This is a genomic window from Aminobacter niigataensis, from assembly GCF_946995915.1.
Classification (GTDB): domain Bacteria; phylum Pseudomonadota; class Alphaproteobacteria; order Rhizobiales; family Rhizobiaceae; genus Aminobacter; species Aminobacter niigataensis.
Window position 1 is genome coordinate 339,956 of record NZ_OX341517.1, and the last position, 16,802, is coordinate 356,757.

A 16,802-nucleotide genomic window follows, 5' to 3' on the forward strand; every position below is an offset into this window, starting at 1 on the left:
GGCGAAACATCTCAGGCACCGCTTGGCGCGGCGCGACAAAGAATAGCCCGCGGAGCGACGCTCCACGAGCCCCTAAGGCCGGAAGATAGACGAAAAACCCAAAGGGGTGCAGCGGTATTTTGACCGGATGGTCAAGGCGTCGGATCGGCAGCCGGTCCGACGCAATCAGCCGTCAGCCAACAAAGGCGCGCTCGACGACGAAGGTACCCGGCTCGTTGAGCGAGCCTTCGACGAAGCCGAGGCTTTCGGCGAGATCCTTGACGTCCTTCAGCATGTGCATCGAGCCGCAGATCATGATGCGGTCGGTCTCGGGATCGAACTTGTCGATGCCGAGGTCGCTGAAGAACTTGCCCGACGAGATGAGCGCGGTGATGCGGCCCATGCGCTCGGATTCCTCGCGCGTCGTCGAATTGTAGAGCGTCACGCGGCCGTGGGTCAGTTCGCCGATCAGCGGATCGTTCTCGAGATTGGCGACCAGTTCCTGGCCATAGGCCAGTTCGGCGACGTCGCGGCAGGTGTGAGTCAAAACGACCTGCTCGTAGCGCTCATAGGTATCGGGATCGCGCAACAGGCTGGCGAAGGGTGCTATGCCGGTGCCGGTCGAGATCATGAACAGGCGCTTGCCCGGAGTCAGCGCGTCGAGCACCAGCGTCCCGGTCGACTTCTGGCGCATCAGCACGGTGTCGCCGGGCTGGATTTTCTGCAACTCGGAGGTCAGCGGGCCATCCGGCACCTTGATCGAGAAGAACTCGACTTCATCGTCCCAGGACGGGCTTGCCACCGAATAGGCGCGGTAGACTGGCTTTTCGGCATTGGGCAGGCCGATCATAACGAATTCGCCCGAGCGGAAGCGCAGCGACTGAGGCCGGGTGATGCGGAAGGCGAAGAGGCGATCCGTGTAATGCTTCACCGAAACAACCGTTTCGGCGTAGACATTGGCAGGGATGGGGAACTGAAGCGGCTTTGCGTCGGCCGTCTTCAGCGCTGCTGCAGTGTTCATCGATCAAACCTCTCGCCCGGCGCGGGCGGCGTTTCTGGACCGGCGCGCTGCGGAAATACAGGCAAAGTGTGGGGCCTTGTTCGCCTTATTAATTAGTATACAAATGATATCAGCGTCAAGATTGTGGCATAAAACGCCTTTCTAAACTGGCACATGATCGTAGTCCGGGCTTTTCGGGATTAGTCCATGGACGAGAATATTCCCGCAAACGCGGGAAATGTCGTGGCAGGCATCGACGTGGGCGGGACCTTCACCGACCTGCTGCTGGTCGACGGCGCGAATGGCGGCGCGGTCCGCATCGCCAAGACGCCGACGACGGTTGACAACCAGGCGCATGGCGTGATCGCCGCGCTTGCCGAGACAGGCTTTCCCATCGCCGGTATCGACCTCATCGTCCACGGCACGACGACCACCACCAATGCGGTGCTGGAGCGGCGGCTGGCGAGGACGGGCATGATCACGACGCGCGGTTTCCGCGACGTGATCGAGCTCGGCCGCCGCACCCGTCCCCAGCCTTATGGCATGACAGGCACTTTCGTGCCGGTCATCCCGCGCAACCTCCGGCTCGAAGTCGGCGAGCGCGTCGAGGCCTCGGGGCGCGTGCGCGAGCCACTCGACGAGGACGGCATGCGGGCGGCGGTGCACGAACTGGTTGCCGCCGGCTGCGAAGCGCTGGTGATCCATTTCCTGCACGCCTATGCCAACCCGGCGCACGAGCGCCGTGCCGCCGAGATCGCCGCCGAGGCCTGGCCGAACGGGTACATCACGACCGGACACTCGCTGCTGTCGGAGGCGCGCGAGTTCGAGCGCGGGGTGACGGCCTCGGTCAATGCAGCCGTGCAGCCGATCCTCGAACGTTATGTCGCGCGGCTGCGCGATGAACTGGCGAGCTGTGGCTATGGCCGCGACTTCCTGATCATGAACGGCAATGGCGGCATGATCTCGGCGCGCTTCGTCACCCGCGAGGCGGCGAAGACCGTCATGTCCGGCCCGGCCTCGGGCGTGATCGCCGCCGCCTATACCGGACGCCGAGCCGGCTTCGAGAACCTCGTCACCTACGACATGGGCGGCACCTCGACCGATGTGGCGCTGATCCTCAATGCCGAGCCGGCGGTGTCGAACGAGATCGAGATCGAATATGCGATGCCGATCCATGTGCCGATGGTGGCGGTGCACACGGTGGGCGCCGGCGGTGGCTCGATCGCGCGCGTCGATGCCTCCGGACTGATCCAGGTCGGGCCGGAGAGTGCCGGGGCCAATCCCGGACCGATCTGCTATGACCGCGGCGGTACCGAGCCGACGATCACCGACGCCAACCTGGTGCTCGGGCGGCTCGACCCGAAGAAGCTGCTGGCGGTCGACGCCCCCGTCACGGTCGAGGCGGTGCGCAATGTCTTCGCAGACAGGATCGGCAAGACGACCGGGCTCGACGGGGTCGAGGCCGCCGGTGCGGTGCTGCGGCTGGGCAATATCAGGATGGCGGGCGCCATCCGCATGGTGTCGGTGTCGCGCGGCCACGATCCGCGCGATTTCACGCTGTTTGCCTTCGGCGGCGCCGGGCCGCTGCATGCCTCGGCGCTGGCCCGCGAACTCGGCCTTCCCCGCGTTCTGGTGCCGGCGCGACCGGGCATCACCAATGCGCTGGGCTGCGTCGTCGCCGACCTGCGCCACGACTTCGTCAACACGATCAACCAGCCGGTGGCGACGCTCGACGAGCAGCGGGCGCGGGCCGTGCTGGCGCAACACCGGGCCGAGGGCGAGACGCTGATCGCCAAAGAGGCGATCCGGCCCCGCAGCATCCACGTCAGCCATTCCGCCGACATGCAGTTTATCGGCCAGACGCATCTCATCAACGTGCCGCTGCCCTCGGCAGAAGTCGACCGCGCCACGCTGCAGGCACTATTCGAAAGGGCCTATTTCGCCCGCTTCAAGGTCGAGCTGCCCGAGATCCGGGCTAACCTCGTCAATCTCAACACCTCGGTGACTGGCGTGCGTCCCGACATCGACCTCAGCCGGCTGATCGATCCCGCCGGGCGGGCGGCGACGCTTGCGGAGGCGCTGCGCGAGGTCAGGCCGGTGTGGTTCGACGGCGACTGGCGCGACACGCCGGTTTATGAGCGCGAAAAGCTACCGCTCGACGCCGCGATCGAAGGACCGGCCATCCTCGAGCAGATGGACGCAACGACGGTGTTGGAGCCTGGAGATAGGGCGCGAAGCGATGGGGATGGGAATATTGTTGTACAGGTGGGGAGTTGATGAAGACCCCCTCACCGTGTCGCTTCGCTCGCCACCTCTCCCCCACTCCGTGGAGGCGAGGAACCCAAGCTAGACAAGCGCCGTCGTCCAAGCAGCGATTCCTCTCCCCCGGGCAGGGGGAGAGGTGGTTTGCGCAGCAAACCGGTGAGGGGGTGCTGTTGCTCGGCAGAAGGGTGACGTCATGACCCTCGACGCCATCACGCTTTCGGTCATCCAGGCGGCGCTGCAGCAGACCTGCGACGAGATGGACCTGACATTCTCGCGCGCGGCTTTCTCGCCCGTCATCGCCGAGGCCAACGACCGCTCCGACGGCATCTACTCCGCCGTCGACGGCTCGTTGATCGCGCAGGGGTCGCAAGGGTTGCCGGTGTTTGTCGGCGTGATGCAGCACTCGACCAAAACCATCATCGAGATGATTGCCGACGGGCATGTGCTGCCGCCCGAGCCGGGGGACATCTACGTCGTCAACGACCCCTATCTCGGCGGCACGCATCTGATGGACGTGCGTTTCGCCATGCCGGTGTGGCGCCAAGGAAAAATCTTCTGCTGGCTGTCCAACACCGGCCACTGGCCTGATATCGGCGGCGCGGTGCCGGGCGGCTTTTCCGCCTCGGCGACTGCGGTCGAGCAGGAAGGCCTGCGCCTGCCGCCGGTCAAGCTGTTCAAGAAAGGGGTCATGGACCCCGAGATCTACGCCATCATCTGCTCCAACATCCGGGTGGCAGACCAGCGCATCGGCGATATCCGCGCCCAGGCGGCAGCGCTCCATGTCGGGCAGGGCAGGCTGTTCCAGATCCTGGATCGTTACGGTGACGAAACCGTTGTCGAGGCCATCGCCGAGCTGCGACGCCGGGCGGCCGAACAGATGCGGGCGCATATCGCGTCCCTGCCCGACGGCACGTACAGGTCGAAGGCCTTCGTCGATTCCGACGGCGTTGTCGACGCGCCGCTGACGATCGCGCTATCGGTCGAAAAGGCTGGCGATACGCTGACCTTCGACTTCTCAGGCTCGTCGAAACCATGCACTGGGCCGATGAACAGCGTCTTGGCCACGACCTTCTCGTCGGTCTATCTCGCCATGCGCCACATCTTCCCCGACGTGCCGATCAGTGCGGGCGCCTTCGAGCCGCTGATCGTCAAGCGGCCGGAAGGCACATTCCTCGACGCGCGTTATCCGCGACCGGTTTCAGGCTGTGCGGCGGAGGTGTCCCAGCGCATCGCCGAAGCGGTGTTCGCGGCGATGGTGCAGGCAGCACCCGACAAGGTGACGGCATCACCGGCTGGTTCGAGCGGCAACTTCGCGCTCGGCGGCGACGACCCGGCGCGCGGCCGCGACTATGTCATGTACCAGATCTCCGGCGGCGGCTATGGCGGCAATTCAGACCATGACGGGCTGTCGAATGGCTGCTCGACCATCGGCATCTCGAAATCGCCGCCGGTCGAGATCATGGAGCAGGCCTATCCGGTGCTCTACCGGCAATACGCGTTGCGCGAAGGCTCGGGCGGCGCGGGCAAGCAGCGCGGCGGCTTCGGCCTCGCCTACGAGATAGAGCTGTTGCGCGGCGAAGCCCGCGCCTCCTTCGTCATGGACCATGGCCGCTTCGGCCCGCAGGGCGCGCTCGGAGGCAAGGATGGTGCCGTCAATACGGTGACAGTTTTTCGCGACGGGCAGCCGCATGTGCCGCCGCATCTGTCGAAGGAGCAGGACATTCCGCTCAAGGCCGGCGACCGGGTTCTGGTCAGCACGCCGGGCGGCGGCGGTTATGGCGATCCGCTTTCACGCGATCCCGAACTGGTGCTGCGCGATGTCGGGCTCGGCTACTACACGCGCGAGCAGGCAGCTGCGATGTTCGGGGTGATGATTGGGGATGATGGCGTGGATGTCGCTGGGACGGAGCGGTTGAGGCAGCGATAGCCCCCTCTCCTCACTGCGTGGGGGCGAGGAAATGCTAAACCGTGAAGGCCGTGGCGCAACAGAACTTGGGTTCCTCGCCCCCATGCAGTGGGGGAGAGGTGGTTCGCGCAGCGAACCGGAAAGGGGGCTAGACGCTCACCGGTCCCAAGGTTTTGCTGGGTGACCTGTGCGCTACGCCCCGCTGCTGGCCTCAGCTCATCGCCTTGCCATCCGCGTCGAAGCGATAGGTGCGGGCCGCATCGGGCGTCGCGTAGAGCGTGGCGCCAGGGCCGGTCTGGTACTCGCCGAACAGGCGGATAGTGACGAGGCCGGCCTTTTCCGTCTCAAGGAAGACGTTGGTGTCGGCGCCGAGATGTTCGGCGTGGATGACCGTGCCCTTCCAGGCGCCAGATTTATCGCTGACTGCGATATGCTCGGGGCGAACACCGACCGTCTTGGCGGTTTCACCCAGCCGCGCGCCGTCGATGAAGTTCATCTTGGGCGAGCCTATGAAGCCGGCGACGAACAGGTTCGCCGGCTTGTTGTAGAGTTCCATCGGCGCGCCGACCTGCTCGACGCGGCCGGCATTGAGCACGACGATGCGGTCGGCCAGCGTCATCGCCTCGACCTGGTCGTGGGTGACGTAGACCATCGTCGCCTTGAGCCGGTTGTGCAGTTGGGCGATCTCCAGGCGCGTGTTGACGCGAAGCGCCGCGTCGAGGTTCGACAGCGGCTCGTCGAACAGGAACAGCTTCGGTTCGCGCACCAGGGCGCGGCCGATGGCGACGCGCTGGCGCTGGCCGCCGGAGAGTTCGGCCGGGCGGCGCTTGAGGTAGGGCTCCAGCGACAGCATCGCCGAAGATGCCCCGATGCGCTGGTCGATCTCGGCGGCCGGCGTTCCCGCCTGCTTGAGGCCGAGCGCCATGTTGTCGCGCACGTTGAGATGCGGATAGAGCGCGTAGGTCTGGAACACCATGGCGATGCCGCGCTTGGCGGGCGGCGCGTTGGTGACCCTCTGGCCGTCGATCAGCACGTCGCCCGACGATGCGTCCTCGAGGCCGGCGATGATGCGCAGCAGCGTCGACTTTCCGCAGCCGGACGGGCCGACGAACACGACGAACTCGCCGTCCTTGACGTCGAGGTCGATGCCTTTCAGCACCTCGACCGGGCCGAAGGACTTTTTGACATTTTCGATCTTGAGCGAACCCACGGGCTTTTCCTGTCTCTAGAGCTTCACGGGGCGGCCGGTGCGGACGCTTTCGTCCGCAGCCAGGCACACGCGCAGCGATTTGACGGCGTCATCCATATGACGGGTGAGGTCGATGTCCTCGCGGATGGCCTTCAGCACGAAGGCCTGCTCGCGGTCGCAAAGGCCCTGATGGCCAGGCTCGTCCTTCATCGACAGGTCCTCGTCGGCATGGACGAAATTGCCATCGGCACCGAGATCGGCGCGGTGGACGCGGATCATGCTGGTCTTGGTGTGGGCATCGACGTCATCCGACTTGGTGGCGGCTTCGTTGACGACGATCGAGACACTGCCCTTGGGCGAGATCACGTCCTTCACGAAGAAGGCGGTCTCCGACATCATCGGTCCCCAGCCTGCCTCGTACCAGCCGACCGAGCCGTCGGCGAACAGCACCTGGAGGTGACCGTAATTATACATCGCCGGATCGATCTCGTCGGTCATGCGCAGGCCCATGCCGCGCACCTCGACCGGGTCGGCATCGGTGATCTGGCACATCACGTCGAGATAGTGGACACCACAGTCGACGATCGGCGAGGTCGTCTTCATCAGTTGCTTGTGGGTGTCCCACTTGTGGCCGGATGACTGCTGGTTGAGGTTCATGCGGAAGACGTAGGGACCGCCGAGCGCACGCGCCTCGCCGATCAGCCGCATCCAGGAAGGGTGATGGCGCAGGATGTAGCCGATCACCAGCTTGCGGCCATTGGCCTTGGCGCAGGCGACGACGCGCTCCGCGTCGGCAACGGTGGTTGCCAGCGGCTTTTCGAGGAAGACATGGCAACCGGCTTCCAGCGCCATGACCGCATAGTCGGCATGGCTGTCGGAATAGGTGTTGATCGAGGCGACGTCCGGCTTCAGCTCGCGGATCGCGCCTTCGAATGAGCGTTGGATGCCGTAGCCTTCCATGCCCGCGGGCAGCTGCACATCGGAACGGTTGACGAGGGCTGCGATCTCGAAGCCGGGGTTGTTGTGATAGGCCAGGGCGTGGCTGCGGCCCATATTGCCGAGGCCGGCAACGACGACGCGTAGGGGCTTTTCAGTGCTCACTTGACTGCTCCGGAAGTGATGCCGCGGATCAGCTGCCGCGAGAAGAAGAGATAGAGGACGAGCACCGGCAGGATGGCGAGCGACAGCGCCGCCAGCACGGCGTTCCAGTTGGTGACGAACTGGCCGATGAAGACCTGGGCGCCGAGCGTGACGGTCTTGGTCGACTCTCCGGGCGCCAGGATCAGCGGGAACCACAAATCGTTCCAGATCGGGATCATGGTGAAGACGGCGACCGTCGCCATGGCCGGTCGGACCAGCGGCAGGACGAGGCGGAAGAAGATGCGGTATTCCGAGAGCCCGTCGATGCGGCCGGCATTCTTGAGGTCGTCCGACACCTGCTTCATGAACTCGGAGAGGATGAAAACGGCGAGCGGCAGGCCTTGGGCGGTGTAGACTAGGACAAGTGCTGTCAGCGTGTTGACCAGCCCTGACGCCACCATCAGCTGCAGGATCGCGACGGTGCCGAGGCGGATCGGGATCATGATGCCGAGGGCCAGATAGAGGCCCATCATGGTGTTGCCCTTGAAGCGGTACTCCGACAGCGCGAACGCCGCCATGGCACCAAACAGCAGCACCAGGAACAGCGAGGCGACGGTGACCGTCAGGCTGTTCTGGAAATACTGGATGAAGTCGCCCTGCGCCATCACAGTGGTGTAGCCGATGAGGTCGAAGGTCTCGGCCGTCGGCGGCGTCAGCGGCGAGCGAAAGATCGCGGCGCGTGACTTGAACGAGTTGACGACGATGACGATCACCGGAAACAGCGCGATGACGGTGTAGGTCAAAAGGATCGCGTGTGCGCCGATGGTGCGCGGCAGGGATGTGGCAGCCTTGCTCATGACGCCCTCAGAACTGGTAGCGGCGCAGCCGCGTCTGGATGAGGAAAAGGTAGACGCTGACGCCGGTGAGGATGATGAAGAACATCATCGAGGCGATGGTGGCGCCCATGTTCGGATCGCCCGTCTGCAGCTGGAAGCCGAAGAAGGTGCGGTAGAGGAACGTGCCGAGGATATCGGTGGCATAGTTCGGGCCGGCCAGCGCGCCCTGCGCCGAATAGATCAGGTCGAAGGCGTTGAAGTTGCCGACGAAGGTGAGGATCGAGATGATGCCTATCGAAGGCAGGATCAGCGGCAGCTGGATCTTCCAGAACTGCGAGAAGCCGGTGACGCCGTCACATTCGGCGGCTTCGATGACCTCGTCGGGGATCGACAGCATGGCGGCATAGATCAGCATCATCGGGATGCCGACGAACTGCCACACCGAGATCAGGCTGAGCGTAGTCAGCGCGTATTCTTCCTTGCCGAGCCAGGGAACGAACAGGCTCTTGAGGCCGACCATGTCAAGCAGGTTGGGCGCGACGCCCCACAGCGGGCTCAGGATCAGCTTCCAGGCGAATCCGACGATGACGAAGGACAGGATGGTCGGGATGAAGATCGCCGTGCGGTAGAAGGCGGAGAAACGCAGCTTCGGGCTCGACAGCAGGGCGGCAAGCAGGATGCCGATCGGGTTCTGCACCAGCATGTGGATGATGAAGAACCAGGTGTTGTTGCCGAGCGCGTTCCAGAACGACGCCGACCAGCGCGGATCGCCGAACAGCGTGCGGAAATTTTCGAGGCCGGTGAAGACCTGCACATTGTCTATGCTGCGGAACAGCGAAAGCTGCAGCGTGCCGAACAGCGGCAGGATCATCACGGCGGTGTAGACCAGGAGGGCCGGCGCGAGGAAAACGGCAATGTGCCAACGCGTCGGTCTCTTGTCTTGGCTATGCTCTAGGCTTTGCTCCGACATCTCAAATTCCCTGGTCCGGCCGTGTCGGGCCGTTGATGGTGATAGCGAGGATGGACCTCAGCGGGCTTCCCGCCAATGGCTGTCGGAAGCAGTAGCGCATCTTTGTACGCCGACGTTCAACCCCTGATTCCGAGTCCGCAACGTTCGAATATTCGAGGGGGTGGGAGAGCGCCGCCGAAGCGGCGCCCTCCCGAGCGAGCATCAAGCCCGCCGCATCTTACTTAGCCGGCTTGAACCAGCTGTCGAGGCCCTTCTGCAGCTCGGCGGCAGCGGCTTCCGGGGTCTCGGTGCCGTTGATGACGTTGGCCGACTTGACCCAGGTCTCGTTTTCGAGGTTCGGCGTGCCGCGCGACAGGACCTGATAGGTCGAGCGAATCGTCGGCTTGCACTTCTCGCGCCAGGAGACGAACTCCTGTGCCAGCGGATCTTCCATCTTCACGGCAGCCGAATTCAGGCTGAAGAAGCCCGGCAGCGCGTTGGCATAGATGGTCGCGAAATCAGGCGAAGCCACCCAGGTCAGGAAGGTCTTGGCAGCGTCGGCGTTCTTGCTCTTGGCATTGAGGCCGATGCCGATGTCGTTGTGATCGGAGATGTAGCAGGTGTCGCCAGCCTTCTGGACCGGCGGCGGGAAGGCGCCCATCTTGAACTGCGCCTGGGTGTTGAACACCGAAATCTCCCACGAGCCGGCCGGGAAAATCGCTGCGCGGCCGAGCGTGAAGAGGTTCTGGCTGTCGGGGTAGCTCTGCGCCTCGAAGCCGTCGCCGAGATAAGGCTTCCACTTGGCGAGCGTCGCGAACGGCGCAACCCAGTCGGCATCGGTCAGCTTCTGCTCGCCCTTGATGAGCGCCAGGCGGCCTTCCTCGCCCTTCCAGTAGTTCGGGCCGATGTTCTGGTAGCCCATGGTCGCGGCTTCCCAGAGATCCTTGGTGCCCATGGCCATCGGGATGTAGGTGCCGTCAGCCTTGATCTTGTCGAGGGCGGCGAAGAACTCTTCTTCGGTTGCCGGCGGCGTGATGCCGAGCTTCTCGAAGGCTTCCTTGTTGTAGATGAAGCCATGGATGACGGACGCCATCGGCACGCAGAAGCTGGACTTGCCGTCGTCGGTCTGCCAGGCGGACTTGGCGACGTCGGAGAAGTTCTCCATGCCGGCAAGGCTGGTCAGGTCGGCGAGCTGGCCCTTCTTGAAGAGCTCGAGCGATGCGTCGAACGGACGGCAGGTGATCAGGTCACCGGCCGAGCCGGCGTCGAGCTTGGCATTGAGGGCCGCGTTGTACTCGGTTGGAGCCGTCGGCGCGAACACGACCTTGATGCCGGGGTTCTTGGCTTCGAACGCCGGAATCAGCTTCTCCTGCCAGATGGCAAGGTCGTCGTTGCGCCAGCTTTCGATCGTCAGCGTGGTGTCCTGGGCGAGAGCGATCCCGGCGGAGCCGAGGATGCTGGACGCCATCAGAAGTCCAGTAAGCAACCTATGTTTCATTTCCATTCTCCCTGTTTACTTTCTCTCGGGCCTCTACTGATGAGAGCCTCTGCTCCCCTCGAGCTTCGACAGAGCGGACCTCAGTTTCTGGCCCGCCCCATCCAGAAGTTGGTTTGCCGCCTCCGGGCTTGCCGCGCCCGAGGCCAAAAGGATCGCCACCTTGACCGAGCCGCCGCTCCTTTCGAGCAGGGCTTTCGCGGTGGGCATGTCGCAGCCGGATATCGCCGAAACGATGCGCGCGGCGCGCTCGTGCAGCTTCAGATTGTCGGCATGAAGATTGACCATGTAACCGTCATGGACATGGCCGAGATGGACGGCGACGAGCGTCGACATCATGTTGAGCGCGATCTTCTGGGCCGTACCGGCGCCCATGCGGGTCGAGCCGGCAACGACTTCCGGCGGCGTGCCAAGCAGGACCGAAATTTCGGCGATGTCGAACATCGGCGCACCGGCATTGTTGGCGACCGCAATCGTCGCAGCACCGCGGCGCCGGGCCTCGTTGAGCGCGCCTATAGCAAAAGGCGTCGAGCCGCTGGCCGAGATGGCGATCAGGCAATCACCGGCATTCAGCTCGGCGGCGGCGACTTCTTTCATGGCCTGCCCGGCATCGTCTTCCGGCGCACCGGTGAGATTGACAAGGCTGTCGGTGCCGCCCGCAAGCAGGATGACGACGCGGTCGCGGGGAATGCCGAAGGTTCCGGGAAGCTCGAGCGCATCAGCCAGCGCCATCAGGCCGGAACTGCCGGCCGCGGCATAGACAAGACGTCCGCCGGCAGCGAGGCGCTCGGCGATCTTGGCGGCAGCTTCGGCAATTGCGGGGATGGCAGCGTGAACGGCACCGGCAGCCTCGACCTGCGCTGCGGCAAGCAGGCGAAGAACGGATTCAGGTGCCTGGGCATCAATGCCCCCGGCATCTTTATGCACCGCTTCGGTACGCGTTGGCGCCATTCTGTCTCTCCCTTTCATCGACAATACCAAAAAAATACCACTTGTCCAGCGGCGTTAACAAATTCCTTTGCTGCAATGCAAGGCAGGCCGAAAAATCTATAAAATTCAACATAATGCAGAAGTCTGTCCGGAAGCAGGAATTTAACACTTGGCTATTGGTATTTTATTGGTATTATCCATCACGAGGAGAAAACGCCGTGGATCTTGTGCTCGGGATAGATGGTGGCGGCACCGGCTGCCGGGCCGCACTGGCCAGCGCGACCGGCGACATTCTGGGTCGCGGGCGGGGCGGACCCGCCAATATCCGCACCGACCTCGCAGGCGCCTGTGAAAATATCGTCGAAGCCGCCCGCCTGGCGTTTGCCGATGCCGGCCGCGATCCCGCACTGATCGGCGCGGCCGGTGCCGTGCTCGGCCTCGCCGGCGCCAATGTCGGCGACTACAAGCAGCGGCTCCAAGCCATGCTGCCGTTCCGGAACAGCCGCATCGAAAACGACTCGCTGATCTCGCTCGAAGGCGCGCTCGGCGAGCATGACGGCGCCATCGCGGCACTTGGAACCGGCACCGTCTATCTGGCACGCCAGAAAGGACATCTCCGTCCCGTCGGCGGCTGGGGCTTCCAGATCGGCGATCTCGGCAGCGGCGCGCGCATCGGCCGCGACCTTTTGCAGGAAACGCTGCTGGTCCATGACAAGGTCCATGCCGGCACGCCGCTCGCCGACATCATGCTCGAGCGTTTCAACCGCGACCCCAGCGACATCGTCGAATTCACCACGGCTGCCAAGCCCGGCGACTACGGTGCATTCGCGCCAATGGTGTTCGAGCACGCAGCGAAAGGCGACGCTCTCGGCCAGAAGCTTGTCGAGCGTGCCGTCGCCGACGTCGAGGAAACGCTCGCCGTCTTCGACCTGGCGCCAACCGAGCGGCTGTGCCTGCTTGGCGGGCTTGCCGGCCTCTATGCGCCACTGCTTTCGAAGCGCTACCGCGCGATCATGCATCCGCCGCTGCAGGACGCGCTCGGCGGCGCCGTGGCAATGGCGGCCAGGACATTCGGCAAGGCGGGAGGCGGCCATGGATGACGCCGCCGAGCGGATTTTCGCAGCCCTGCGCGACGTCAGCCAGAGCGGCGCGCCGCTCTACCTGCAGCTCAAGAAGAACATCGAGGATGCAGTCAGGCGCGGACTGATCGGCCCCGGCGATGCCCTGCCTTCGGAACGCGACATCGCAGCCCAGGCCGACATTTCCCGCGTCACCGTGCGCAAGGCGGTGCAGGACCTGGTCAAGTCCGGCGTGCTGGTCCAGCGCCATGGCTCCGGCACTTTCGTGGCGCCGCGCATGGAGCGCGTCGAGCAGTCGCTGTCGCGACTGACGTCGTTCACCGAAGACATGGCCCGGCGCGGCATGGCAGCGCGCTCGCAATGGCTCGAGCGCGGCGTCTACCCGCCCTCGCCCGACGAGATGATGGTGCTCGGGCTGTCAGCGAGCGAGCTCGTCTCCAGGCTGAGCCGCCTGCGCATCGCCGACGAGACGCCGCTGGCGATCGAACGCGCGGCAATCTCGGCTTCGGTGCTGCCCGACCCTCGCGAAGTCACAACGTCGCTCTATATGGCATTGGGCAAGACCGGCCACCGGCCGGTGCGCGCCGTGCAGCGCATCTCGGCGGTCAATCTCGGCGGCGCCGAGGCCAAGCTGCTGGTCGTGCCGGAAGGTTCGGCCTGCCTGCAGATCGAGCGCATCTCATACCTTGCCAGCGGCAAGGTGATCGAGTTCACCAAGTCGATCTACCGTGGCGACGCCTATGACTTCGTCGCTGAACTAAGGCTACCCGGCCCGGATGGGCAAGAAGGAGACATCGCTTGAACGCGACAACGCACATGCGGCGCGAAATCGCCGAAATCCCCGAAGCGACAGCGCGCCTGCTCGAAGGTTCGGCCAAGGAACTGGCCGAAACCGGCCTGCATCTCAAGCGCGCGGCGCCGCGCTTCGTCACCACGGTTGCGCGCGGCTCGTCCGACCATGCGGCGTCCTTCCTCAAATATGCCATCGAGCTGACCGCCGGTCTCCCCGTGGCTTCGATTGGCCCGTCGATCTCGTCGATCTACGGCGCTGAGCTGAAGCTCGCCGATTCCGCCTGCCTTGCTATTTCGCAGTCGGGCAAGAGCCCCGACATCGTCGCCATGGCGGAAGGCGCACGCGCCGGCGGCGCGCTGACGATCGCGCTCACCAACACCGCCGGCTCGCCACTGGCAGCCGCATCCGACCATGCCATCGACATCCAGGCAGGCGTCGAAAAAAGCGTCGCGGCGACAAAGACCTTCGTCAATTCGGCGGTAGCGGGCCTGGCCGTGCTCGCCCACTGGTCCAGCGACGACAAGTTGCTCGCAGCATTGAAGGCCCTGCCCGAGCATTTCGCCAAGGCAGTCGAATGCGACTGGATGGACATTGCCGGGGACCTGACCGACGGCAATTCGCTGTTCATCCTTGGCCGCGGCCCGTCCTTTGCCATCGCAAACGAGGCGGCGCTGAAGTTCAAGGAAACCTGCGCCATGCACGCGGAATCCTACAGTGCTGCCGAAGTGATGCACGGCCCGCTGGCGCTGGTGCGGCCGGGCTTCCCGGTGCTGGCGCTTGCCGCCCGCGACGCCTCGGAGCCGTCGATCGCCGAAGCCGCCGACGGGCTTGCCGCGCGCGGTGCAGCGATCCACATCACGTCTTTGCTGGCCAAAAAGGCCAAGGTGCTGCCGCATGTCGCCACCGGCCATCCGCTGACCGATCCGCTGATGCTGATCGCCTCGTTCTACGGCTTCGTAGAGGCCTTCGCCCGCCATCGCGGCCTCGACCCCGACAGCCCGCCCAATCTCAGGAAAGTGACCGAAACGATATGAGCGATCGTTTTGCGATAGCTGCGGGGCGCATCTTCGACGGAGAGGCGTGGCATGAAAATGCTGCGCTCATCGTCGCTGAAGGGCTGGTCGAGGGCATCGTCGAGCGCGACGCTGTGCCGGCCGGCCTGACGGTGACGGATGGCGGCGCCATGCTCGTCCCCGGCTTCATCGACCTCCAGGTCAATGGCGGCGGCGGGCTGATGCTCAACGACAAGCCCGACGCCGACACGCTCGACATCATCTGCAAGGCGCAAATGCCGTTCGGCACGACGGCGGTGCTGCCAACGCTGATCACCGACACACCCGAGATCACGCGCTCGACCATCGCCGCGGGTGCGGAAGCAGCGAAGCGCAAGATGCCCGGCTTCCTCGGCCTGCATCTCGAGGGGCCGCATCTGTCGCTCTCCCGCAAGGGCGCGCACGATCCCAAGCTGATCCACCCGATGGACGCGGCGGAGCAGGCAGCGCTCATCGCCGCACGCCCGTCGATGCCTGTGCTGCTGACCACGGTGGCACCAGAATCGGTGACGGTAGCGCAGGTCAAGGCGCTGGCGGATGCCGGCGTCGTCGTCAGCCTCGGCCACACCGACACCAGCTACCGCACGGCGAAGCAATATGCCGAGGCCGGCGCGTCGATGGCGACGCATCTGTTCAACGCCATGAGCCAGATCGGCAACCGCGAGCCCGGCCTTGCCGGAGCGGCAGTCGACATCGGCACGTTCTCCGCAGGGCTGATCGCCGACGGTATCCACGTCGACCCGGCGACGATGCAGATCGCGCTCAAAGCCAAGAACGGCCCGGCGCGCATCTTCCTGGTCACCGACGCGATGGCAACCATCGGCACCGATCTCCAATCGTTCCAGCTCAACGGCCGCACCATCAAGCGCGAGAACGGACGGCTGACACTGGAAGACGGCACGCTTGCCGGCGCCGACCTCGACATGATCTCGGCGATCCGCTTCATGCACGAGACAATCGGCTACGACCTCGGCGAGGCGATCCGCATGGCCTCGCTCTATCCGGCGGAGGCGGTCGGGCAGGAAAAGCGCCTCGGGCGGCTGGCCAGGGGCTATGCGGCAAACGCCGTGCAACTCACCGACACGCTCGATGTGTCGGGCACCTGGATCGACGGCAAGAAGGTGTTTGAGGCGTAGGTTGGATGGGGCGCAATGCTCCCTCGCAGCTTGCCTAACGACCTGCTTTCGCGCTCATACCCCCACCCCTAACCCCTCCCCACAAGGGGGAGGGGGACCGACCGTTCAGCGCCAAAATTCGACAATCCAGGCCGAAGCCGTGAGGAGCTAGTTCCCCTCCCCCTTGTGGGGAGGGGTTAGGGGCGGGGGGATTTACTGTTCGAATTGGGGGCGAGGATCCAAGTCCGCGTACGGCGGCGCTGCCCCTCATCCGCCTGCCGGCACCTTCTCCCCGTAATGACGGGGAGAAGGGACAAACGGCAACGTTGACGCCCCCCTCTCCCCGTCCTTCACGGGGAGAGGGTAAGAGTGAGGGGCAAATTCTCTAGGTTAGATCGCAGCCTTGTCAGCCGCGGCCCGGATCGCCTCGATGTTCGCGGCATAGGCCGCAGGCCCACCCTTGAACACGGCGTTGCCGGCGACGAGCACATTGGCGCCCGCCGCGGTGACCAGCGGCGCAGTCTCGGGCGTGACGCCGCCGTCGATCTCGATGTCGATCGGGCGGTTGCCGATCATCGCCTTGACGCGCTTGACCTTGTCGATGACCGCCGGGATGAAGGCCTGGCCGCCGAAGCCCGGATTGACGGTCATCAAAAGCACCAGGTCGAGCCGGTCGAGCACGTATTCGATCACCGATTCCGGCGTCGACGGGTTGAGCGACACGCCGGCCTTCTTGCCGAGATTGCGGATCGTCTGCAGCGAGCGGTCGAGATGCGGCCCGGCCTCGGCATGGACCGTGATGATGTCGCAGCCGGCGTCAGCGAAGGCCGCGAGATAGGGATCGGCCGGCGCGATCATCAGGTGGCAATCGAACACCTTGTCGGTGCGGTTGCGGATCGCCTTGATGACAGGGGGGCCGAAGGTGATGTTGGGGACGAAATGGCCGTCCATGACATCGAGGTGGATCCAGTCGGCGCCGGCGGCGACGATGGCCTCGACCTCGTCGCCGAGCTTCGAGAAGTCCGACGACAGCACCGAGGGCGCAATCAGGGTTTTGTTGCTCACGTTCAGGCCTTTCGAATGGGGCAGAGCCGGTTTCCGGCTTGCCTAATCTCCGGCGCCCGGCTTGTCGAG

General features: G+C 64.6%; 14 protein-coding genes. 6 read left to right on the forward strand and 8 right to left on the reverse strand.

From position 1 onward, the window contains the following. Positions 1-172: 172 nt before the first annotated feature. The gene (locus O1Y97_RS01700) at positions 173-1,000 is read right to left on the reverse strand and encodes a ferredoxin--NADP reductase (protein ID WP_318762862.1); all 828 of its coding nucleotides are present in this window, start codon (positions 998-1,000) and stop codon (positions 173-175) included. A gap of 186 nt (positions 1,001-1,186) precedes the next feature. Here O1Y97_RS01700 and O1Y97_RS01705 point away from each other — a divergent pair, with 186 nt between their 5' ends. Both O1Y97_RS01705 and O1Y97_RS01710 read left to right on the forward strand, forming a co-directional pair. Next, complete coding sequence (locus O1Y97_RS01705; RefSeq protein WP_318762863.1) at positions 1,187-3,256, forward strand: hydantoinase/oxoprolinase family protein; 2,070 nt, start codon at positions 1,187-1,189, stop codon at positions 3,254-3,256. A 181-nt stretch (positions 3,257-3,437) separates the two neighbouring features. Continuing rightward, entirely contained in the window at positions 3,438-5,171 is a 1,734-nt protein-coding gene (locus O1Y97_RS01710; protein ID WP_318762864.1) for a hydantoinase B/oxoprolinase family protein, read from the forward strand. Between the two features lie 190 nt (positions 5,172-5,361). Here O1Y97_RS01710 and O1Y97_RS01715 read toward each other — a convergent pair whose 3' ends face one another. The 6 genes from O1Y97_RS01715 to O1Y97_RS01740 form a co-directional block, all read right to left on the reverse strand. Continuing rightward, on the reverse strand, positions 5,362-6,360 hold the full coding sequence (locus O1Y97_RS01715) for an ABC transporter ATP-binding protein (RefSeq protein ID WP_318762865.1): 999 nt from the start codon (positions 6,358-6,360) through the stop codon (positions 5,362-5,364). A gap of 15 nt (positions 6,361-6,375) precedes the next feature. Continuing rightward, positions 6,376-7,440, reverse strand: a complete 1,065-nt coding sequence (locus O1Y97_RS01720) for a Gfo/Idh/MocA family protein (protein WP_318762866.1) — start codon at positions 7,438-7,440, stop codon at positions 6,376-6,378. Further along, a complete protein-coding gene (locus O1Y97_RS01725; RefSeq protein ID WP_108605779.1) occupies positions 7,437-8,276 on the reverse strand; it encodes a carbohydrate ABC transporter permease in 840 nt (279 codons plus the stop codon). Before O1Y97_RS01725 ends, O1Y97_RS01720 begins: the two co-directional genes overlap by 4 nt. 7 nt (positions 8,277-8,283) lie before the next feature. After that, a complete protein-coding gene (locus O1Y97_RS01730) occupies positions 8,284-9,225 on the reverse strand; it encodes a carbohydrate ABC transporter permease (RefSeq protein ID WP_318762867.1) in 942 nt (313 codons plus the stop codon). A 217-nt stretch (positions 9,226-9,442) separates the two neighbouring features. Then, positions 9,443-10,702: an ABC transporter substrate-binding protein gene (locus O1Y97_RS01735; protein ID WP_318762868.1), complete on the reverse strand. Its 1,260-nt coding sequence runs from the start codon at positions 10,700-10,702 to the stop codon at positions 9,443-9,445. Between the two features lie 33 nt (positions 10,703-10,735). Beyond that, positions 10,736-11,650 carry an N-acetylmuramic acid 6-phosphate etherase gene (locus O1Y97_RS01740; RefSeq protein ID WP_318762869.1) on the reverse strand — a complete coding sequence of 305 codons (915 nt, stop codon included), beginning with the start codon at positions 11,648-11,650 and terminating at the stop codon, positions 10,736-10,738. A 197-nt stretch (positions 11,651-11,847) separates the two neighbouring features. On the opposite strand from O1Y97_RS01740, the gene O1Y97_RS01745 reads away from it, so the two are divergent. The 4 genes from O1Y97_RS01745 to nagA are packed head-to-tail and all read left to right on the forward strand — an operon-like array spanning position 11,848 to position 15,689. Continuing rightward, complete coding sequence (locus tag O1Y97_RS01745) at positions 11,848-12,729, forward strand: N-acetylglucosamine kinase (RefSeq protein ID WP_318762870.1); 882 nt, start codon at positions 11,848-11,850, stop codon at positions 12,727-12,729. After that, positions 12,722-13,510 carry a GntR family transcriptional regulator gene (locus tag O1Y97_RS01750; RefSeq protein WP_183263071.1) on the forward strand — a complete coding sequence of 263 codons (789 nt, stop codon included), beginning with the start codon at positions 12,722-12,724 and terminating at the stop codon, positions 13,508-13,510. Before O1Y97_RS01745 ends, O1Y97_RS01750 begins: the two co-directional genes overlap by 8 nt. A gap of 14 nt (positions 13,511-13,524) precedes the next feature. After that, positions 13,525-14,535, forward strand: a complete 1,011-nt coding sequence (locus O1Y97_RS01755; protein ID WP_318764273.1) for an SIS domain-containing protein — start codon at positions 13,525-13,527, stop codon at positions 14,533-14,535. Then, the gene (nagA, locus tag O1Y97_RS01760) at positions 14,532-15,689 is read left to right on the forward strand and encodes an N-acetylglucosamine-6-phosphate deacetylase (RefSeq protein ID WP_318762871.1); all 1,158 of its coding nucleotides are present in this window, start codon (positions 14,532-14,534) and stop codon (positions 15,687-15,689) included. The genes O1Y97_RS01755 and nagA overlap by 4 nt, the downstream gene beginning before the upstream one ends. 369 nt (positions 15,690-16,058) lie before the next feature. Here the strand turns inward: nagA and rpe are convergent, their stop codons facing one another. Beyond that, on the reverse strand, positions 16,059-16,733 hold the full coding sequence (gene rpe / locus O1Y97_RS01765) for a ribulose-phosphate 3-epimerase (RefSeq protein ID WP_183263073.1): 675 nt from the start codon (positions 16,731-16,733) through the stop codon (positions 16,059-16,061). Positions 16,734-16,802: the final 69 nt, after the last annotated feature.